Origin of the sequence: Halioglobus maricola, from assembly GCF_009388985.1 — a bacterium.
GTDB lineage: Bacteria > Pseudomonadota > Gammaproteobacteria > Pseudomonadales > Halieaceae > Halioglobus > Halioglobus maricola.
This window is the reverse complement of sequence record NZ_CP036422.1, coordinates 76,431-96,784: the sequence shown is the minus strand read 5'-3', so window position 1 is coordinate 96,784 and position 20,354 is coordinate 76,431. Positions and strand designations below refer to the sequence as shown.

Annotated in this window: 17 protein-coding genes; 7 read left to right on the top strand and 10 right to left on the bottom strand. The window is 58.8% G+C overall.

From position 1 onward, the window contains the following. Position 1 precedes the first annotated feature (1 nt). Complete coding sequence (locus EY643_RS00420) at positions 2-3,049, top strand: efflux RND transporter permease subunit (protein WP_152660345.1); 3,048 nt, start codon at positions 2-4, stop codon at positions 3,047-3,049. A gap of 12 nt (positions 3,050-3,061) precedes the next feature. Here EY643_RS00420 and parE read toward each other — a convergent pair whose 3' ends face one another. The 3 genes from parE to EY643_RS00405 form a co-directional block, all read right to left on the bottom strand. After that, the gene (gene parE, locus EY643_RS00415; protein ID WP_152660344.1) at positions 3,062-4,951 is read right to left on the bottom strand and encodes a DNA topoisomerase IV subunit B; all 1,890 of its coding nucleotides are present in this window, start codon (positions 4,949-4,951) and stop codon (positions 3,062-3,064) included. Positions 4,952-5,075: 124 nt separating this feature from the next. Then, the gene (gene cpdA / locus EY643_RS00410) at positions 5,076-5,912 is read right to left on the bottom strand and encodes a 3',5'-cyclic-AMP phosphodiesterase (RefSeq protein WP_152660343.1); all 837 of its coding nucleotides are present in this window, start codon (positions 5,910-5,912) and stop codon (positions 5,076-5,078) included. A gap of 8 nt (positions 5,913-5,920) precedes the next feature. After that, a complete protein-coding gene (locus EY643_RS00405) occupies positions 5,921-6,373 on the bottom strand; it encodes a DUF1249 domain-containing protein (protein ID WP_152660342.1) in 453 nt (150 codons plus the stop codon). 198 nt (positions 6,374-6,571) lie between these two features. Between EY643_RS00405 and EY643_RS00400 the strand changes: the two genes are divergently transcribed. Beyond that, positions 6,572-7,984 carry a TolC family outer membrane protein gene (locus EY643_RS00400; RefSeq protein WP_152660341.1) on the top strand — a complete coding sequence of 471 codons (1,413 nt, stop codon included), beginning with the start codon at positions 6,572-6,574 and terminating at the stop codon, positions 7,982-7,984. Between the two features lie 20 nt (positions 7,985-8,004). On the opposite strand, the gene waaA is transcribed toward EY643_RS00400, so the two are convergent. Next, entirely contained in the window at positions 8,005-9,276 is a 1,272-nt protein-coding gene (waaA, locus tag EY643_RS00395; RefSeq protein WP_152660340.1) for a lipid IV(A) 3-deoxy-D-manno-octulosonic acid transferase, read from the bottom strand. A gap of 127 nt (positions 9,277-9,403) precedes the next feature. Between waaA and EY643_RS00390 the strand changes: the two genes are divergently transcribed. Both EY643_RS00390 and EY643_RS00385 read left to right on the top strand, forming a co-directional pair. Beyond that, positions 9,404-10,600, top strand: coding sequence for an FAD-dependent oxidoreductase (locus EY643_RS00390; protein ID WP_152660339.1), 1,197 nt, complete (start codon positions 9,404-9,406; stop codon positions 10,598-10,600). Beyond that, positions 10,597-11,379, top strand: coding sequence for an aldo/keto reductase (locus EY643_RS00385; RefSeq protein WP_152660338.1), 783 nt, complete (start codon positions 10,597-10,599; stop codon positions 11,377-11,379). Before EY643_RS00390 ends, EY643_RS00385 begins: the two co-directional genes overlap by 4 nt. Positions 11,380-11,382: 3 nt before the next feature. Here EY643_RS00385 and hldE read toward each other — a convergent pair whose 3' ends face one another. Continuing rightward, entirely contained in the window at positions 11,383-12,813 is a 1,431-nt protein-coding gene (hldE, locus tag EY643_RS00380) for a bifunctional D-glycero-beta-D-manno-heptose-7-phosphate kinase/D-glycero-beta-D-manno-heptose 1-phosphate adenylyltransferase HldE (protein ID WP_152660337.1), read from the bottom strand. A 116-nt stretch (positions 12,814-12,929) separates the two neighbouring features. Between hldE and EY643_RS00375 the strand changes: the two genes are divergently transcribed. After that, positions 12,930-13,547, top strand: a complete 618-nt coding sequence (locus EY643_RS00375) for a class I SAM-dependent methyltransferase (RefSeq protein WP_152660336.1) — start codon at positions 12,930-12,932, stop codon at positions 13,545-13,547. 61 nt (positions 13,548-13,608) lie between these two features. Here EY643_RS00375 and EY643_RS00370 read toward each other — a convergent pair whose 3' ends face one another. From EY643_RS00370 to EY643_RS00360, 3 genes are read right to left on the bottom strand one after another with little or no spacing between them, the layout of a single operon-like run. Further along, positions 13,609-14,685, bottom strand: coding sequence for a prenyltransferase/squalene oxidase repeat-containing protein (locus EY643_RS00370; RefSeq protein WP_152660335.1), 1,077 nt, complete (start codon positions 14,683-14,685; stop codon positions 13,609-13,611). Then, positions 14,682-15,398 carry a class I SAM-dependent methyltransferase gene (locus EY643_RS00365; RefSeq protein WP_152660334.1) on the bottom strand — a complete coding sequence of 239 codons (717 nt, stop codon included), beginning with the start codon at positions 15,396-15,398 and terminating at the stop codon, positions 14,682-14,684. Before EY643_RS00365 ends, EY643_RS00370 begins: the two co-directional genes overlap by 4 nt. Further along, on the bottom strand, positions 15,385-16,608 hold the full coding sequence (locus EY643_RS00360; RefSeq protein WP_240732780.1) for a glycosyltransferase family 4 protein: 1,224 nt from the start codon (positions 16,606-16,608) through the stop codon (positions 15,385-15,387). Before EY643_RS00360 ends, EY643_RS00365 begins: the two co-directional genes overlap by 14 nt. Positions 16,609-16,927: 319 nt before the next feature. Between EY643_RS00360 and rfbA the strand changes: the two genes are divergently transcribed. Together rfbA and rfbC are read left to right on the top strand one after the other, a co-directional pair. Beyond that, entirely contained in the window at positions 16,928-17,833 is a 906-nt protein-coding gene (gene rfbA / locus EY643_RS00355) for a glucose-1-phosphate thymidylyltransferase RfbA (protein ID WP_152660332.1), read from the top strand. After that, entirely contained in the window at positions 17,823-18,368 is a 546-nt protein-coding gene (gene rfbC, locus EY643_RS00350; protein WP_152660331.1) for a dTDP-4-dehydrorhamnose 3,5-epimerase, read from the top strand. Before rfbA ends, rfbC begins: the two co-directional genes overlap by 11 nt. Positions 18,369-18,395: 27 nt before the next feature. Here the strand turns inward: rfbC and rfbB are convergent, their stop codons facing one another. Beyond that, positions 18,396-19,463, bottom strand: a complete 1,068-nt coding sequence (gene rfbB, locus EY643_RS00345) for a dTDP-glucose 4,6-dehydratase (protein ID WP_152660330.1) — start codon at positions 19,461-19,463, stop codon at positions 18,396-18,398. Further along, positions 19,464-20,336, bottom strand: coding sequence for a dTDP-4-dehydrorhamnose reductase (gene rfbD / locus EY643_RS00340; protein WP_240732779.1), 873 nt, complete (start codon positions 20,334-20,336; stop codon positions 19,464-19,466). Positions 20,337-20,354 lie beyond the last annotated feature (18 nt).

Sequence of the window (20,354 nt, the reverse complement as noted above, 5' to 3'; positions counted from 1 at the left end):
AATGAATATCGGTGAATACTCGGTTCGCAACAAGGTTACCTCCTGGTTGCTGGTCGTTATCATGCTTGGCGGCGGTCTCTTCGCCTTCAACAATATGGGCAAGCTTGAAGATCCCCCGTTTACCATCAAGTCAGCAAAGATCCTCACACCTTACCCTGGCGCCACCGCGCAGGAAGTACAGGATGAGCTGACCTACCACCTGGAAGATGCCATCCAGAAAATGCCGCAGGTGAAATGGATCAAGATGTCGGTTTCGCGACCCGGCCTCTCCGATATCCTCATCGACTTCAAGGATGAATACAAAGCCGAAGACCTGCCCAATATCTTTGACGAGTTGCGCCGCAAAATTGTCGATGTCACACCTAGCCTGCCACCAGGGGCACAGGCACCGATCGTTCTCGACGATTTCGGCGATGTGTACGGCATCTACCTGATGCTGCACGGTGAAGGCTATAGCTGGCGTGATCTCTACGACACGGCCGATAAAATTAAAAAGCAGCTGGTACTCGTCGATGGCGTGCGCAAGGTTGTTATCGACGGCGAGCAGCGTGAGGTGGTCTATCTCGATATTTCGCGCAGCCGCATAGCCGAGCTGGGCATTGACCTGGCCACAATTGCAGATGTGCTGGGCTCCCAGAATGTCGTCGTGGACGCCGGCAACGTAGCGGTAGGCAACGACTATCTTCGCTTCAGCCCTACAGGTGCGTTCCAATCGGTCCAGGAAATGGGCGACCTGCTGATCTCCTCCAGCGAGCGCCGCCTGATTCGCCTTAAAGACATCGCCACTATCACCCGCGCCTACGAAGAGGTGCCCAACAAAATCTATTACGTCAACGGTATGCCTGGATTAAGCCTGGGCATCTCCATGGCCGCAGGCCAGAACGTGGTGGATGTGGGCACAGAGGTGGGGCGCAGACTGCACGAATTGCAAACCATCATCCCGGCGGGCATGGATATCACCCCGGTCTATAACCAACCAGCGGAGGTCGACAAATCAGTAGGCGGCTTTATTCTCAGTGTTGGCCAGGCGGTCGCCATCGTAATCGTTGTTCTCCTGTTGTTCATGGGGCTACGCACCGGGATAGTGATCGGCGCTGTACTGCTGATCACAGTGGCTGGCACCCTGTTCATCATGGATATGTACGGCATAGAGCTACAGCGTATCTCGCTCGGTGCACTAGTAATTGCGCTGGGTATGCTGGTCGACAATGCGATCGTGGTCGCCGAGGGCATGCTGATCAGGATGAATGCGGGCCAGAGTCCTGAGCAGGCCGCCCGCGAAGCCGTCGGCAAGACTATTTGGGCCCTGTTGGGCGGCACGGCGATCGGCATTCTCGCCTTTTCGGCCATCGGCCTGTCCCCCGACAATACCGGAGAGTTCGCCAGCTCGCTCTTTTACGTAATCCTGATATCGCTGGCACTCAGCTGGATTACAGCGGTCAGCACCACCCCCCTGCTCTGTGCGCTACTGCTCAAACCCGACCCCGCCGCAGCAAACAAAGACCCCTATGGTGGAGGCCTGTTCCGCGCCTATCGCGGCCTGGTCGGCACTGCCGTCAACTTCCGCTGGATCACCCTGAGCGTGGTCGCCGGCCTGTTTGCTGCTGCGGTGGTGGGTTTCGGCAACGTCAAGAGTGGCTTCTTCCCCGACTCCAGCACACCGCTATTCTTTGTGGACGTATGGGAGCCAGAAGGCGTTGATATTCGCACTACCCGCGATGACACCCTCAAAGTCAGTGAATTTATCCGCCAGCAACCCGGCGTCGCTCAGACCACGTCTGTGATTGGCGGCCCACACCAGCGATTTACTCTGGTCTATGATTCGCGCGAACCGGCGCCGGTGTATTCGCAGATCATCGTGCGGACCGAGTCACTGGAACAGATTCCCGAGATATGGGCAGCAACGCAAACGTATATGCGCGAGCAAATGCCCTGGACAGACCCGATCATAAAAGCCATGCGGATAGGACCCGGCCGCGATGCCAAGATCGAGGCTAGATTCTCCGGCCCGGACCCTGAAGTGCTGCGTGAACTTTCCAGCAAGGCCCAGGCGATCATGCGCGCCGACAACTATTCCTCAGATGTGCGCGATGACTGGCGCGCCCCGGTCAAAGTAGCGACACCCATTTTCAACGAGCAGGTAGGCCGCCAGCTGGGCGTCAACAGAGAAACTCTCGGCGGTTTTCTCCGCTATGCCTTTGAGGGAGCACCGGTAGGTGTCTATCGAGATGGCATACGCCTGCTGCCGATTCAGCTGCGAGCGCCAGAGGAAGAGCGCGTCGACATCGATAACGTGCGCGATGTGCAGGTATGGAGCCCGGTGCTGGGCCGCTCCGTGCCTATGTCCCAGATCGTCTCGGGCTACGAGACACGTATGGAAAACGGCGTAATCCGCGGTCGCGACCGTATCCAGACCATTATTGCTTCATGCAACCCGAACGACGGCAATGCCACCGTCTTGTTTGAGCGCCTCCGGCCCCAGATCGAGGCAATAGAGCTTCCTGCCGGATATTCTCTTGCCTGGGGTGGTGAGTATGAAGATTCGGTGAATGCGCAGAAGGGCCTGGGAAAATCTCTCCCCGTTGGCTTCCTGCTGATGATACTCACCAGTATTTTCCTGTTCGGCAAACTGCGCCAACCGACGATCATCTGGCTGACTGTGCCGCTGGCAATCGTCGGCATAACTGCGGGGCTGTTATCGACAGGTGGCGCCTTCGACTTCATGTCCCTGCTGGGAGCACTCTCTCTGGTGGGCTTGTTGATCAAGAATGCCATTGTGCTGATCGAAGAAATCGACCAGCAGATAGACGAAGGAAAAGAAGGCTACGAGGCGATTCTGGATTCAGCCGTCAGCCGTATGCGACCGGTCATGCTCGCAGCGGCCACCACTATTCTGGGGCTGATTCCACTGCTCAGCGACGTGTTCTTTGTGAACATGTCAGTGACGATTATGGCTGGCCTGGGCTTTGCTTCACTGCTCACCCTGGTGGTGGTGCCTACCCTCTACGCTATCTTCTTTCGCATCCACCAGGAGCAGCGCGACGGGTAAGCCTGGCCGGAGCTAGATAACTTCGGCGAGGGCGCCTTTAGCCTCAAGCCAGGCTTTGCGGTCAGAGGCGCGCTTTTTGGCCAACAACATGTCCAGCATGCTGTTGGTATCGTCGCCAGCGTCCAACACCAGCCGCACCAGGCGACGGGTATCAGGATCCATCGTGGTTTCGCGCAGCTGCAATGGGTTCATCTCACCCAGGCCCTTGAAGCGTTGCACATTAACTTTGCCGCGCTTTTTCTCGGCCTCGATACGATCGAGCACACCCTGCTTCTCTGCCTCGTCGAGGGCATAATAGACTTCCTTGCCCACATCGATACGATACAGCGGTGGCATGGCGACGAACACGTGGCCGGCTGCCACCAGGCTGCGGAAGTGACGCACGAACAACGCGCATATCAGGGTAGCGATGTGCAGACCATCCGAATCCGCATCCGCGAGAATGCACACTTTGTGGTAACGCAGGCCGGACAGATCATCCGAGGCAGGGTCGATGCCCAGCGCCACAGAAATATTGTGCACCTCCTGGGAGGCCAGAATTTCCTGTGAATCCACTTCCCAGGTATTCAGGATCTTGCCGCGCAGCGGCAGAATCGCCTGAAACTCTCGATCGCGGGCCTGCTTCGCCGAGCCACCCGCGGAATCACCCTCAACGAGGAAGAGTTCACCGCGAGTCGGGTCGTCACCAGAACAGTCCGCCAGTTTACCGGGCAGTGCCGGGCCAGCTGTCACTTTCTTACGCACGACCTTTTTCGCGCTGCGCATGCGGCTCTGGGCATTGTTAATGCACATCTCCGCGAGTTTTTCCGCTTCTTCAGTGTGCTGATTCAGCCACAGGCTGAAGGCGTCCTTGGCTACACCTGAAACGAACGCGGCCGCCTCGCGAGAGGACAGTCGCTCTTTGGTCTGGCCGGAGAACTGGGGGTCTTCCAGCTTGGAAGAGAGCACGTAACAACAGCGATCCCAGATATCGTCCGGCGTGAGCTTCACTCCCCGGGGCAACAAGCTGCGCAGCTCACAGAAATCGCGCATCGCATCCAGCAGACCCGTGCGCAAACCATTCACGTGGGTGCCGCCCTGTGCGGTGGGGATCAGGTTGACATAGGACTCGGTAATTACCTCACCGCCCTCTGGCAACCATTGAACCGCCCAGTCGACCCCTTCGGTGGAGCCGGCAAAACTGCCGGTAAAGGGCTCTTCCGGAATCGCCGGGAAATCTATCGTGGAGTCGGCCAGGTAATCCGTCAGGCCGTCTTCGTAGTACCACTCCTCGGTCTCACCCTTCTTCTCGTCCTTGAACTTGACCCGCAGGCCAGGACACAGCACCGCTTTGGCACGCAACACGTGCACCAGGCGGGAGACAGAGAAATTTACCGAATCAAAGTACTCGGGATCCGGAGTGAACTTTACAGTTGTACCGGTATTTCGCTTGCCACAGCTGTCGATGACTTCCAGGTCGGAGGTCTTCTCACCACCAGAGAACGCTATCTGGTGGACATTGCCATCGCGTTTGATGGTCACGATCAATTCATTGGACAGGGCATTGACTACAGAAACCCCAACACCGTGCAGGCCGCCCGAGAACTGGTAGTTCTTATTGGAGAATTTGCCGCCGGCATGCAGCGTGGAGAGAATTACTTCCACCCCTGGCTTACCTTGCTCCGGGTGAATATCCACCGGCATGCCGCGGCCATTGTCCGAAACGGACACAGAGCCGTCCTTGAACAACACGACCTCGATCTGGTCGGCATGGCCGGCGAGGGCCTCGTCGACACTGTTGTCGATGACTTCCTGAGCCAGGTGATTGGGCCTGGTGGTGTCAGTGTACATACCCGGGCGCTTGCGCACGGGTTCTAGTCCGGTGAGGACTTCGATATCTTCGGCGTTATATGAACTCATTATGGTGTTGCTTGATACTACTTGAGGAAATGACCGGGTTCATCGCATTGTACATGAGGGAAAGGTCAGCGGAGGGAACTCAGGAGATATTTTTTGCTGCCTCGGGGATTGTTCCCTGTCGCGGGATTTAGTCGAGATAGCCATCTGATTCGAGGTCGACGTACAGCTCCTCCTCGATACGCGACACCGCCGAATCAATACGGCCATCACTGTGCAAGTCGAGCCAGCGATAGCCTGGCGGCATTCCGTCAGCCTGAAATTCCACACTCTCAGGCGCAAACTGGACACAGGTCGAAGGCGAAGCCATCAGCCGCACTGGGCCCCGCTCCTGCTCAATTTCCTGATGAACATGACCCCACAAAACACCGCGCACACAATTGAAACGCTCAATGAGAGCCCAGAATGCAGCAGCGTCTTCGACCATCTGTTGATCGATCCAGGCACTGCCAATGGAGACAGGCTGATGATGCAGGCAGAGCAGGCTGTGCAAGCCTGCGGATTCTGCCCGTCCCAGCGCCTGTTCCAACCGCGCCAGCTCAGCCGCACCGAGGCGCCCTCCCACTTCCCGCGGTATCTGAGAGTCGAGCATCAGAATTTGCCAATTCCCTGCCCGAATCTCACCGATGAGGCGATCATCGCTGCGCGCCGCGGCCAGCATCTGACCACGGTCATCGTGATTACCCGGCAACCAAAAATGAGGCGCGGGCAGCGCCTCGAAATAGGTTTCCAGCCGCTCGTAGGCTTCAAGAGCTCCCCTGTCAGAAAGATCACCGGTGCCGAGAACCAGATCAATCTGGTCTCGCTCCCGCAACACCTTGCGGATCACCGTCTGCAGGGATTCATCGGTATTCATGCCCAGGAGTGTGCCGCCGCGCTGCTGGCAGAGATGCACATCGGTGAGCTGAACCACGCGAACCACGTCGGTTGCAGGTTGCACGTTGGCGATAGAGACGGGATTGGTCATTGTGCTAACTAGGCGCCGGAGTTTCCGACCGCCAGCGGTGCGGCACTGAGGCCGTTGCCGAGGCAGTGATCCAGCCAATCGGCGAGAAACCGATTCTGCTGGGACTTCTCGTCTTGCTGGAACATCTGTTCGTTGGGGTACTCGTAGCGCCCCTGAATTCGACGATGCGATTGGAAGCTGCCCACCTCGAGCATGCCGGCATCGTGATAGGCACGCACCTCAATTCTAAGGCGCCCCAGCCACTGCGCCTGGGCATGCTGCTGGTGAATGCAAAAAATCGTGGTGTAACGGCAACGCTCGGTGACCTCGAGGCGCACTGTCGCGGGTCCGACCATGAATTCGCGGTTATTACTGCTCTCATAGTCCGGAAACAAGCGTAGAAGCCGCGCATAGTTCGCCTCACAGATGGCGTGAAGCTCTGCGAGATTTAACCTGAACTGTTTGCTTTTGGCAGCATGCACGACGGGCTAACCTTTTTTCACCTTGCGACGAATCCCCTGTTGGGTGCGATCTATGTCATGGACCTGCCGGCAGTGTACCACTTATGATAGCCGTGACTACGGCCATTTTGGGCGGCAGTTCACACAATGCAAGGAACCCTTGCGACTGCTAAACTCTCTCACAGCTTTTGTCAGCATGACCTTTATAGAGGAAGGAATATGAAACGGACTGGAGTGGCGCTAATCGCGCTGACACTCTACACGGCATCGATGGGCGCAAGCGCGGAATCACTGCGCGACATCTACGAACTCGCCCTCGCAAACGACGCCCAACTCAAGGCTGAGGAAGCCATTTATCTGGCCAACAAGGAAAATGAAGCCCTCGGCCTCTCCGGCCTGCTGCCTCAAATTGGAGCCAGCTACGCCCGTTCCGGTTCCGACACCGACACCGACTCCGAAAGCCTCACCGTAGATAATGGCGGGATCGCCACAATTGCCTCTACCACCAGCACCAATACCTATACGGATGCCTTTACGGTCTCTCTCAACCAGCCGTTGTTCGACCTGCCGGCATGGTTCAGCTTTAAAGCGGGTAAAGAGCTATCCAAGCAGGCGGAGGCGACATTCGCCGGCAATCAACTCAACCTGATTGTGCGTACGGTCAATGCCTACCTCGAAGTCTTGCGCGCCCACGACAACCTGACTGCGTCAATCGCCGAGGAGAAAGCCTTTGAACGCCAGCTGGAACAGACCCAGCAGCGCTTCGAAGTCGGCCTCATCGCTATCACCGATGTCTACGAGGCGCAGGCCGCTTACGACCTCTCCCAGGTCAATCGGATCGTCGACGAAAACGATGTCGCCGTGGCCCTGGAAAGACTTTCAGTCCTCACCGGCCAGACGCACTCCAGCCTCAACATCCTGCAGGAAGATTTCGAGCCCAACCCCCCCGAGCCCAACGATCGCTCTGCCTGGGTAGACTTCGCCTTGCAGAACAATTTTTCCCTGAAAGCAGCCGAGTACGGCGAGGAAGCAGCGCGCCAGAATTCAAAATCCGCGGCTACCGGCCACGCTTTCAAAATCTCGGGCAATTACAGCTATTCCGACAGCGAGACAGATGGCTCACGCACCATCGACCCCGCCACTGACTTCCTGAGCCCCCCTTATAACGCGACTGATGGAGACTCCTGGTCGGTCAACCTTAGCCTGCCGCTCTACACCGGCGGAGCGGTCAGTGCCAATCGCCGCCAGTCTGCTCAGGAATTCAACGCTGCGCGGGAGCAGCGCATCAATCTGAGCCGCAACACAGTCACCAATACGCGCTCATTGCATATGACCGTGAACAGCAATATCAGCCGGGTAAAAGCGCGTAAGCAGAGCATCGTGTCCTCCAAAAGTGCGCTTGATGCCACCCAGGCGGGCTACGAGGTGGGCACCCGTAACGTTGTCGACGTGTTGAACGCACAACAAACGCTCTATTCCGCAGTGCGCGATTACGCCAACAGCCGCTATGACTACATCTACAGCATGCTGCTGCTGAAGGAGCAGGCAGGCCTGTTAAGCCCTGAAGATATCTACAGTCTTGATGCCTACCTGGAGGTGCCACCGGCACCTACCGCCAGCGAAAGCGAGTAACTTTCAGACCCGGCGCCTATTCAGGCGTCGGTTACTTTCCGATCTACAATCTCGATAAGGCGGCCCAGAGCGCCTCGATTCCCGGCCACCACTGCCTCCCCGGCCGAGCCCATCGCTGCCAGAGCCTCCGGCGCAGCCAGTAAGTCACAGAGACAATCAGCCAGACTCGCCCCGTCGGGGACCTGGCGCATACCACCGGCCGCCGTTAGCAGCGCAGTGATCTCACTAAAATTAAACATGTGCGGGCCGCTCACCACGGGCACTCCCCAGGCAGCCGCTTCAAGCACATTCTGGCCACCGTGTTCTATAAAACTACCGCCAATCACTGCAATTGACGCTGTCCCGGACAGCAAACGCAGCTCGCCCATGGTGTCCCCGAGGTAGACATCACTGTCGGGGCCGGGCAATTGACCGGAGGAACGACGCACCGCCTTGTAGCCGCGCTGGTTGCACAAGTTATAGACACTGTCGAAGCGCTCGGGATGGCGCGGCACCAGCAGCAACATCGCACCTGGATGGCTTTCGCGCACGGCTAGCAGGGCATCCAGCAAAATTTCATCCTCCCCAGGATGAGTGCTGGAGCCGAGGATGATCGGCGTCCGCTGCAAGGCCGCACGCAATGCCCCGGCTTCGGCGCGCAAATCACGCCCCAGCTCGATATCGAATTTGATACTCCCGGTGAGATGCAGCGCATGGGCAGGCAGGCCCAGCGCCACGAAGCGCTCGCCGTCTGTCTGGGATTGGCAGGCAACAAGATCAAGTTGCAGCAACATCTGGCGAGTCAGACCGGCAACACGCCCATAACCACGCGCGGACCGGGCGGAGAGCCGCGCGTTCGCCAGCACGACCGGGCAGTTATTGCGCCGGGCATGGTGCAGCAGATTAGGCCAGAGCTCGGTCTCCATAATGACCAACAAACCGGGCTGGACGCGCGCATAAAATCGCGCCACTGCGCCGGGCATATCCCAGGGCGAATAGACGTGGAAGACCCGTTCACCAAACAGAGATCGCACTCGCTCAGACCCGGTGGGCGTCGTGGTGGTAACAACGACATCATGCCCGGGGTACTCGTGAAGCAGGTGCTCTATCAATGGCGCCGCCGCAAGAGATTCTCCCACGGATACCGCATGCACCCAGATTGCCGGACGAGCCAAATCCGCACGCGCCGGAATCAGGCCGAAACGTTCAGCCAGCCGCAGGCGATAGGCCGGCGCATGGCGCGAACGCAACAACATGCGCAGCAGAATAAACGGTAACAACAGGTAGAACACGGCGCTATACAGGTAGCGCATGGAACACTCCAACGTCCACAATGTGACAAGGATAACGCCTGTAGCCCACAGCTGACCACCGCCAGATTCGACAGCCTGCACGGGCGATTCAAGTTATAATCGCGTTTTCGTTTTTCGAGGAGCGGGCATGACCGCGCCGGTACTACAACCTGACATCGCCATTATTGGCGGCGGCATCGCCGGCCTCTGGACCCTGTGCCAGTTGCGCAATGCCGGCTATCAGGCGGTGTTGTTCGAACAGGAAGCACTCGGCAGCTACCAGACCATCGGCTCTCAGGGGATGATCCACGGGGGCATAAAGTACGCCCTGTCCGGCGCCCTGAGTGGTAGTTCCGAGACGATCTCAAATATGCCCGCCGTTTGGCGCGAGTGCCTCGCGGGTCGAGGAAAAGTGGACTTGCAAGGCTGTGAAGTACTGAGCGAAGACTTCTACCTCTGGTCACACACGGGCCTCACTTCCCGGGTTGGCTCCTTTTTCGCGAGTAAACTATTGCGCGGCCGCGTAGACCGGCTTACCCCCAGCGAGTACCCGCCCGTGCTTGCCAACCCCGCTTTCAAGGGCCAGGCGTATCGACTGATCGACCTCGTACTGGACGTACCATCCCTGATCACGACTCTGGCGAACCAGGCCAGCGACGCTATTTTCAAGATCGATTGGGACGAGAGCAGCCTGGAGAACGACAATGGCATGGCTGTTATTCGCACGCCGGTGGCAGAGGTTCGCCCGGCGCAACTGATCCTCAGCGCAGGTGCTGGCAATGAAGCCCTGGTACAGGCGCTAGGCGGTTCTGAGCCGGCGATGCAGCGCCGACCCCTGCAACAGATACTCGTCAAACACGAATACCCGGAACCGTTCTACGGCCACTGCACAGGCGCGAGCGCCAGCCCGCGCCTGACCGTCTCCAGCCATCGTACAGCCGCCGGAGAACCCGTCTGGTACCTGGGGGGAGACCTCTCCACCGAGGGCGCTGATTGGGAACCCGAAAAATTGATCAACCTCGCCAAGCGCGAACTGGACGAACTCCTGCCCTGGATCGACTTCGGCCACTGCGAGTGGCGCAGCATACGCCTCGATCGCGGTGAACCGCGCCAGTCCGCGCTGCTGCGGCCCGACTCGGCCTATGTCGGCCCTGTGGACACTACCGAAAACGCGCTCGTCGCCTGGCCGACCAAGCTCACTCTGAGCCCCGACCTCGGCAATGAAGTAGAGCAGGCTCTGGCGTCCCGCGACATGCGCCCGGGGCCTGTATGCGACCTGGCAGCATTGTCAGCACTGGGGCGCCCGCCGATAGCCCAACCATTGTGGGATACCTTGTTCGCATGAGCTGGCTTAGAGAATTGGGTTCAACAGGTATCCAGATAAGTGCACTCGGCCTCGGCACCGTCAAGCTGGGACGCGACGAGGGCGTAAAGTACCCCAGCGGATTTACGATTCCAGACGACCGTCAGGCCACGGAACTGCTGGCCCAGGCCCGCGACCTCGGCATCAACCTTATCGACACCGCACCGGCCTATGGCAACAGCGAAGAACGTCTGGGGCAGCTATTGGCAGGGCAGCAACAGGACTGGGTTATCTGCTCCAAGGTGGGCGAGGATTTCTCAGACGGTCAATCCCACTTCGACTTCACCCCGGAACACACGCTAATCTCCATCGAGCGCAGCCTGGCACGCCTGGGCGTTGACGCTATCGACATTGTCTTGATTCACTCCGATGGCAACGACATGCGGATTATTGAGGAATTGGGAACGCTGGAAGCTCTGGCCGAGCTGAAGTCGCGTGGGCTGATTCGAGCATTTGGCATGTCGACCAAGACCGTGGCTGGGGGCCTAGCGGCGGTCGAGAAATGCGACGCGGTGATGGTGACCTACAACCTCGCCCAACAAGAGGAGGCCGAAGTATTGACGGCCTGCGCGGCGATGGGCAAAGGCGGGCTGATCAAAAAGGCGCTGGCCAGCGGGCACCTGGCTGATGTACGGGACCCAATCAAGGCTTCCATGGATCTGGTATTCCGGCACGCCGGCACCAGCGCTGCGATCGTCGGCACGATCACTCCGACCCACCTGGCCGCCAACGTCGCCGCCGCCCGCAGCGCACTGGAATAGCGCTCAGCTATCTTGCTGAATCTGTTTGACGATGGCGGTAGTCGACAGGTTTTCTATCACACCCAACACTCTTACCTCGCCGCCATAACCCTCGACGATTTCCCAACCGACGACTTCTTCCTTACCCGAATAGTCGCCACCTTTCACCAGAATGTCCGGCTTGAGTGCTTCCAGCAGCTGCCGGGGAGTGTCGTCCTCGAAGCAAACCACCCAGTCCACGGATTCCAGACCAGCGAGAACAGCCATGCGGCGGTCCTCGGGATTAATAGGTCGCCCTGAACCCTTCAAACGCTTAACCGAAGCATCGCTGTTCACAGCCACTACGAGTCGGTCACCCTGCTGGCGCGCCTGCTCCAGGTAGCTCACATGACCGGCGTGAATAATATCGAAACAGCCGTTGGTGAAAACGACCCGCTCACCCTGGCTGCGTGCATCCGCCATCGCAATCTGGAGCTGCTCCAGCGTCACCGCCCCTCGCTCGGAGCCCTGCTCCTGCTGCACCGCACGGCGCAACTCCGGCGCACTGACAGCTGCCGTACCCAACTTGCCAACGACTATGCTCGCCGCCACATTGGCGAGCCCCACCGCCTGCGGCAAATCTGCCCCTGCGGCGACCGCTGAGGCCAGTGTCGCGATCACCGTGTCACCGGCACCTGTTACATCAAACACTTCCCGAGCACGGGCCGGCAGATGCAGCTCCTCTTCCCCGGGGCGGAGCAACGTCATTCCATGTTCTCCGCGGGTCACAAGCAGGGCCGACAGTTCCAGTTCGTTCATCAAGGTCTCGCCTCGAATCACCAATTCCGCCTCGCTGGGGCAGTGCCCGACCACCGCTTCAAACTCGTGCAGGTTGGGCGTAAGTAAAGTCGCACCCCGGTAGCGGGCAAAGTCGGTCCCTTTCGGATCAACCAGCACCGGCACCCCTGCACTGCGCGCGGCAGCAATCAGGGGAGCGGGCTCAGACAGCGCGCCCTTGGCGTAGTCAGAGAGCACCAGGGCCCCGCAGTGTTGCAACTGCATCTCCAGCCCCTCGCTCAACGAATGGCCACCGGCGGCGAGATCAGCTTCTTCAAAATCGAGCCGGATCAGCTGCTGATGGCGGCTGATAACGCGCAATTTGGTGATGGTCGGAGCGCTGGCGACCCTGGTGAATGAGCAATCGACACCCGCACCGGTCAACATATCCTGCAGCGAATCCGCAGCTTCGTCGGCCCCGGTATATCCGCTAAGCTGAGCAGCAGCGCCCAACGCAGCAATGTTCAGTGCCACGTTTCCAGCGCCGCCCGGGCGATCCTTGATCTGCTCCACCTTCACCACAGGCACGGGCGCTTCTGGTGAAATACGGGAGGTGCCGCCTTCCCAGTAGCGGTCGAGCATGATATCCCCCAGCACCAGCACGCGGGCCTGGTCGAATCGGGGCATCTCGAGTTTCATCGGCTATTCCTTGGTTTGGCATCTTGCTTGGTATTGGCCGCATGATACCACGCTCACGGCCTTGCCTTGACCGGACAAACGGGCTACTTTGCCCTGCCCCAGAAGGACCAGAGAAGATGATTCCAGACCTGCCCAGCGACATCGACGAGATCAAGGGCTTCCTCGCCCAGGACGAGGCCCAAGCACTGTACCAACACGCCCTCGCCGAGAGCACCAAAGGCCCGGTGTTGGAAATTGGCAGTTACTGCGGCAAGTCCACTATCTACCTCGGCCTGGCCTGCCGTCAGCACGACGGCACCGTTTTCGCGCTGGACCATCACCGAGGCTCGGAAGAGCACCAACTGGGTGAATTCTTCCACGACCCGGACCTCTACGATGGCGGCGAAGGCCTGGTGGATACGTTCCGAGAGTTTCGGCGCAACATCAGCAAGGCGGGCCTGAACGACACGGTTGTGCCGGTAGTCGCAGGCTCAGAAGCCGCGGCACGGCACTGGCAGACACCGCTGGCGATGGTCTTCATCGACGGCGGCCACAGCCTTGAAGCCGCCCTCACCGACTACCGCTGCTGGACGGCACACCTGATCCGCGGCGGCATTCTGGCGATCCACGATCTGTTCGACGACGCCCATGCGGGAGGCCAGGCACCTTACGCGGTGTACCGTATGGCCAAGGCATCGGGGCTCTTTGAGGATCTTGGGCAGGTTAATACGCTGGGGCTATTACGCCGGCTGTAGAAGCATAGAAGTTTCTGACCAGCCGGATTAAGCGCTACGCGGTCTGAACGTAGCGATAAAACTAATCTGCCTTGGAGATACGCTCTTCCGTTTCGGAATCGACACCGAGAAGTTGGATAGAGCAGAATAGACCTGAAGCGGCAGTGTGCCCGGTCAGGGCATCGGCGGCCAACAAGATAGCGCCGGCCGTCCAGGTGGGTTTCTCGTCCGGCCACAGCAAGTCTTCGACCATCTGATAACCCGTCCAGTATGAACCGTCTTCCAGACGCCACTGGTGCAACCAGCTGTAGACCTCTACTGCGCGAGCGTGATCGCCGGCAGCGAGCAGGGCCATAACCAGTTCGCAGGATTCCGCGACCGTAACCCAGGGCTCATCAGATACACAGCGGCAACCCAGGCCCTTCTCGACAAACTCGTCCCAGCGCGCAGCCAGGCGGGCTTTAGCGTCTTTGCGCGGCAGCACGCCAGTCAGTACCGGATAGAACCAGTCCATGGAATAGCGGGCCTTGCTCTCCCACGTGCGGTCAAACCGCTCGGGCTTATGCCGCAGGGCGTGCCCCAGGCTCTCGCGCGCAGTGAGCCAGTGCGGGCGGTCTTCGCCCAGCGTGTAGGCAATGTTGTGCGCGCACTCGAGGCTTTTGTAAATCGAACTGCAACCGGTGACAAGCGCGTCGTTCTTGGGCTTGCCGTCGGCATCCACGGCCCAGTGAATGTCGCCGTGTTCCGTCTGCAGCGCCAGAACAAAACCGATAGCCTTGTCGACCATGGGCCACATGGCGCGCAGGAAATCGCGGTCCTGGGCAATCAGGTAGTGGTGCCAGATACCAGCGGCGATATAGGCGACAAAGTTGGTCTCGCGACGCTCGGCATTGTCCACCTCTTCACCGCGATAGGATGCCCACCAGCTGCCGTCCACTAGCTGCATGCTGTACAGCCATTCGTAGGCGCGACGAGCCGCAGCGTATTCACCGCCTATAGAGAGCCCCATGGCTGCTTCAACGTGATCCCAGGGGTCAGCGTAACCGCCTTCAAACCAGGGGATTTCACCGCCAGCCTGCTGGGTCTCAAGAATGAACTCAACCGTGGGTCGCAGAAATTCCGAGGGGAACAACCCCCGGGTCAGATACAGGCCGCTCACGAGCTGAGCTCCTTGCGGAAATACATCACCACACTTTTCCCCATCAGCGGATTCATCAGTTTTTCCGCCCCTCGGGTCAGCGCCGGCTGCTCCATCAGGTCCCATACCAGCAGGCGGTGGTACTGTTTCACCAACCAGTTATCATCCTGGTTCTTCCAGAACAAACACTTCAGCCACCAGAAGGGGGCGTGCAGGGCGTGGGCCCAATGGCGGTGATAGCGTGCAAAGCCGAGCTGCTCGACGTCTTCGCGCAATTCACTGGCCCTGAATATTCGAATGTGTCCGCCCGGTGTGTTGTAGTAACCCTCACTAAGGGCCCAACAAATCTTCTCGGGCCAACGGCGCGGGACGCTGGCACAAAACAGGCCACCCGGCTTCAGCACCCGTTGTATTTCCGCCAGTGCGCCACGGTAGTCCGGAATATGCTCCAGCACCTCGCTGCAGATCACTTTGTCGAAGGTATTGTCGGCGAATGGCAGTTCCAGAGCGTTTGCCGAAGAGAGGCCAAAAGACTTCGCGTCGTTGTCCGGCTCGGCAAAGGGATGAAATTTTTCCTGGGTCGTTTTCAAGTCATCCAGACTCAGGTCGACACCCACGGAGTGAACATCCGCTTCGACATAAGCGGAAATCACATGGCGGCCCTCGCCACAGCCAAGGTCCAGAACCCTATCGCCTGGCGTCAGGGGGAAATGTTCGAAATCAACGGTCTGCATTCAGTACTTCTCGGTAATAGGCTGTCATCTCGCGCGCGCAAACCTGCCAGCAAAATTTCTCGTCAATGCGGGCTCTGCCCTGCTCACCCAGCTGCGCCCGGCGATCTGGATCCTGCAGCAGCTCATCGATGGCCTGAACCATCGCGTCAACATTCTTCACCGGAACAATAACTCCAGCATCACCCACGACTTCTGGCAATGCACCACCGTCGGTGGAGACGACCGGCACGCCACAGGCCATGGCTTCGCCGGCAGGCAGTCCGAAACCCTCGTAAACCGAGGGAACAACTGCCACGGAAGCCTCGGCATAGTAACGGACCATCTGCTCGGTACTGATACCGCTGACAAACTGGATTTTGTCTTCGAGATTCAGGCGCTTTACCAACTTCTCTGTCTTGCCGCCAGGTAGCGGCTTGCTCACCAGCAACAGCTCCAGCTCGGGGTATTTCTCCAGTAATTTCGCGTAGGAGCGAATCAGGTAACGCGTCCCTTTCAGGGGAGCATCGGCACTACAGGTGGCCATAAGGCGCAGTGGGCGGCGCTCTATGTCTGGCATCGGCCGAAACATATCGGTGTCGATGCCGTTGTAGACGAGGCTGATGCCGGCAGGCTGCAGCCCGAAATCCCGGGCAATGTCCTGGCGGGAACAATCAGACACTGTCACCACGTTGTGCAGTTGTTTGACCACCTTCTTCTGCATATTGAGAAAGGAGTGCCAACGGCGGATCAGGGTGCGCTCCCAGGCAGTGCGCGCCGCAGAGAGGGCAATTCGCAAATCACTGGTGATCGGATGGTGCACCGTGGTCACCAATGGCAAGCCCATTTTCTGCAGTTCCAGCATGCCCCAGCTGAGGCTCTGGTTGTCGTGGATCAGGTCGTACTCACCGCCATGCTCTTTCAGGTACTTCACTGCGCGCCGCCCAAAGGTATAGGGCTCGGCAAAACCACCGGTCAGTTTGCTGGTCCACTCCATAATGTTGGTCATGGACTTCAGGTGGTGTGGCCGCAGCGATAACAGTCCATTTTCGAACAAATCGAGGCTGGGCAGTTCAATCAGGCGTACCCGCGGATCGAGGTGCGGGTAGGGCGGGCCGGAAATGACGTCCACAGAATGTCCTGCGTCGACCAGGCCTTTACTCAGGTAGCGCAAATAAACGCCCTGACCACCGCCGTGAGGCTGGCTACGATAACCGAGCAGGGCGATGCGCAAGGGCTTGCCCGGAACGGCGGCAGGTGCTGCTGCAACACGTGGTTGAGCCTCTGCGGGTAGTGTTTCGACTTGCCTGATGGGGTGTTCCTCTTACGACTTTCGGGGGGCTTATTCAGACGGGCATGGCTGGCGCTTTGCAGCTCTGTGCATCGACCGGCGGTTCCAGCACCTGAATACGCCGGCAAAGGGGCTAGATTTTAAGCACCAAGTGGTCAAAAATCCACCCCCCTGTACGGCCGTACAGTCTTTCCGGCAAGTTAAGCAGCGCGGCCGCAATGCCGCTATAATCGCCATCTTTGCCAGTTTGAAGACAAGCGTTATGAGCACTACCCCCTACAAGGGCATTATTCTCGCGGGCGGTTCGGGTACCCGCCTCCATCCTCTCACCAGCACCGTCTCCAAGCAGTTGATGCCGGTTTACGACAAACCGATGATCTACTACCCGCTTGCAACATTGATGCTGGCGGGCATCCGCGACATTCTGGTGATTACCACACCACGGGACCAGGCGGCCTTCGCCGACCTGCTGGGCGATGGCTCGAAATGGGGCATCAATATCAGCTACCAGGTGCAGCCAAGCCCGGACGGCCTGGCACAGGCATTTATCCTCGGTGAGGAGTTCATCGGCGACAGCAGGGTTGCCCTCGTACTCGGCGATAACATCTTCTACGGCGGTGGTTTCACCCTGAAACTGAAGAGCGCGGCGCAACGCGACTCCGGGGCCTCGGTGTTCGCCTATTACGTCCAGGACCCAGAGCGCTACGGCGTCGTCAGCTTCGATGCTGATGGGGTGGCACAGGACATCGAAGAGAAACCGGCTGAGCCCAAATCCCACTATGCGGTTACCGGCTTGTATTTTTACGACAATGACGTCATCGAAATTGCCAAGAGCATCGAGCCCTCACACCGCGGAGAGCTCGAGATCACCGACGTTAACAAGGTCTATATGGCACGGGGCGACCTCAAAGTGGAAGTCATGAGTCGCGGCAGCGCCTGGCTGGACACGGGAACCCACAATTCGCTGCTCGACGCGGCCAACTTTGTGCGCGTTGTCGAAGAGCGCCAGGGCCTGAAGATCGCCTGCCCCGAAGAAGTGGCGTTTCGTATGGGTTTCATCAGCGAGGAGCAGTTATTGGCCCTCGCGGCGCCGCTGGAAAAAAGCGGTTATGGCCTGTACCTGAAAAGCCTGCTCAATGAACAGGGGGTGGTGTTCCATGAAGTTTGAATCAACCCCGCTCGAGGGCGTATACCTGGTCACGCCACAGGTGTTTGGCGATGAGCGCGGCTTTTTTCTGGAGAGCTGGAGCGCGGCGACATTCCGCGACGAGGGCTTTGACCTCAAATTTGTACAAGACAATCACTCCCGCTCCGCCCGCGGCATCCTGCGCGGCATGCACTACCAGCGAGAACACACTCAGGGCAAGCTGGTGCGAGTGACCGTAGGTGCGGTCTATGACGCCGTGGTCGATATGCGCCACGACTCACCCACGGTGGGCCAGTGGTACGGAGTGGAGCTGAGTGCAGAGAATCACCAGATGCTGTGGGTCCCACCTGGCTTTGCCCACGGCTTCTACGTCTTGTCAGACTTCGCTGACTTTCAATACAAGTGCACGGACATCTACCATCCAGCCAGTGAGATTTCACTGGCCTGGGATGATCAACGCGTAGGAATTGAGTGGCCCATTCCCGCGGGAGAAAAGCCACAGCTATCCGGTAAGGATGCTGCAGGGCTGGTTTTTGCAGAAGCGCCGCTTCTGTAACAGCAACGCGCAGCTTATTCAGCTGCGCTAGTTCTTAAGTAGCGGCCGCCACCAGCTTTCATTGGATAGATACCAATCCAGGGTCTTGGCCAGGCCTGTTTCAAACGTTTCGGCGGGCGAATAACCGAGCTCCCCATTAATTTTCGAGGCATCGATCGCGTAGCGCCAATCGTGGCCGGCGCGATCTTCGACAAACGCAATCAGGTCCCGGGCACTTTTGCCACTCGCCTGCGGTGCATCCGGAAAGCGCACGGAGAGGGAGGGGTCAGCCGCAAAGCGTGCATCAAGCTGATCACACAGCAGCTGAACGATATCCAGGTTGTTCCACTCATTGTTGCCGCCGATGTTGTAGGTCTCACCTACAACACCATCGAGTATCACTTTCTCAATACCGCGACAGTGGTCCGCAACATACAGCCAATCACGAATATTACTGCCATCGCCATACACTGGCAGGGGCAGGCCGCGCAGGATATTCGTCAGACACAAGGGAATCAGCTTTTCCGGGAAATGGTAAGGCCCATAGTTATTGGAGCAGTTGCTGGTGCTCACCTGCAGGCCATAAGTGTGCAGATAAGCTCGCACCAGATGATCAGAGGCCGCCTTACTGGCGGAATAAGGCGAGTTCGGCTCGTACTTCTGCTCCTCATAAAATCCCGGCGCATCTGCTGCGAGCGAGCCATACACTTCATCCGTTGAAACATGATGAAAGCGGTGTGGCCTGGGCTCATCGCCCGCGAGCCAGTGATCGCGCGCCGCCTTGAGCAGGCTGTGCGTTCCCACCACATTTGTTTCGATGAACGCATCGGGGCCGGTGATGGAGCGGTCCACATGACTTTCGGCTGCGAAATGGACGAGCGTGTCGACGTCGTGCGCCTGCAGGCAGGCAAACACTGCATCCTGATCGCAGATGTCCGCGTGGACAAACGTGAAACCCTCGGTACCTTCCAATGCTTCGAGGTTGGCCCGGTTACCCGCGTAAGTCAGGGCGTCGTACGCAACGATCCGGTCCTCCGGATGCTGGGCGCGCCAGTGGTGAACAAAATTCGCGCCGATAAATCCGGCCGCGCCTGTGACCAATAGAGATCTGGCCATCTACAACTCCTTTAAATCCTGCAGCATCGCGCGCAGTTGAACGCGCCAATGTATGCCTTTCAATTCAAGATCCCGCCAACTCGCGCTTTTGTCCAGCACACTGAAAGAAGGCCGGGCTGCGGGCGTGGGGTAATCAGACGCGGGAATAGGATTAATAGCCGGCTGCCCGGCGAGCAGCCCGCAAGCTTCGCCCTCTTCTGCAATTGCCAGCGCGAAATCGTACCAACTACACACACCCGCATCGGACCAGTGGTAGATACCCGCCAGTGCAGGCTGGCGAGTTGCCTGCCATAGCGACTGGGCCAGGCCCTGGGCCCAGGTGGGCGTACCCACCTGGTCGGTCACCACACCCAGACTGTCGCGCTCACTCATCAGGCGCAGCATCGTCTTCACAAAATTGGCCCCGTAGGCCGAGTACACCCAGCCAGTGCGCATAATCAGGCTGCGTGGCGCCGCCGCGAGCACCTGTTCTTCGCCCGCCAGTTTGCTGCGCCCATAGGTGCCCAGAGGCGCGGTGGGATCTTCAGGTTTGTAAGGTGTGCTGGCAGTACCGTCAAAGACAAAGTCTGTAGACACATGTAGCAGCCGGGCGCCATTAGCCTGACACGCTCGAGCCAGGTTGCCCGCGCCGTCAGCATTGATTCGGTGAGCGGCTTCGGAGTCGTCCTCGGCGCGATCGACGGCCGTATAAGCGGCGGCATTTATCACCGCCGCCGGTTGCTCCCGGCCGATCAGTTCGGTGACCGCTGCTGCGTCACCAATATCGAGTTCTGCGCGGGTCAAGCCCACGCAGTGGAAATCCTCTGGCGCTGCTCGCAATAGCTCCCGGCCCAATTGGCCGCCGGCGCCGGTTATCAAAATTTTCTCTGCCAAAATTACTCCTGCTGCGGC

Excerpts from the sequence above, each read along its gene's own strand:
- hldE (WP_152660337.1), bottom strand. The coding sequence starts at position 12,813 with ATGAAACTCGAGATGCCCCGATTCGACCAGGCCCGCGTGCTGGTGCTG.
- cpdA (WP_152660343.1), bottom strand. The coding sequence starts at position 5,912 with ATGACCAATCCCGTCTCTATCGCCAACGTGCAACCTGCAACCGACGTG.
- EY643_RS00390 (WP_152660339.1), top strand. The coding sequence starts at position 9,404 with ATGACCGCGCCGGTACTACAACCTGACATCGCCATTATTGGCGGCGGC.
- EY643_RS00375 (WP_152660336.1), top strand. The coding sequence starts at position 12,930 with ATGATTCCAGACCTGCCCAGCGACATCGACGAGATCAAGGGCTTCCTC.
- waaA (WP_152660340.1), bottom strand. The coding sequence starts at position 9,276 with ATGCGCTACCTGTATAGCGCCGTGTTCTACCTGTTGTTACCGTTTATT.
- rfbC (WP_152660331.1), top strand. The coding sequence starts at position 17,823 with ATGAAGTTTGAATCAACCCCGCTCGAGGGCGTATACCTGGTCACGCCA.
- rfbB (WP_152660330.1), bottom strand. The coding sequence starts at position 19,463 with ATGGCCAGATCTCTATTGGTCACAGGCGCGGCCGGATTTATCGGCGCG.
- EY643_RS00365 (WP_152660334.1), bottom strand. The coding sequence starts at position 15,398 with ATGCAGACCGTTGATTTCGAACATTTCCCCCTGACGCCAGGCGATAGG.
- rfbA (WP_152660332.1), top strand. The coding sequence starts at position 16,928 with ATGAGCACTACCCCCTACAAGGGCATTATTCTCGCGGGCGGTTCGGGT.
- EY643_RS00400 (WP_152660341.1), top strand. The coding sequence starts at position 6,572 with ATGAAACGGACTGGAGTGGCGCTAATCGCGCTGACACTCTACACGGCA.
- EY643_RS00420 (WP_152660345.1), top strand. The coding sequence starts at position 2 with ATGAATATCGGTGAATACTCGGTTCGCAACAAGGTTACCTCCTGGTTG.
- EY643_RS00385 (WP_152660338.1), top strand. The coding sequence starts at position 10,597 with ATGAGCTGGCTTAGAGAATTGGGTTCAACAGGTATCCAGATAAGTGCA.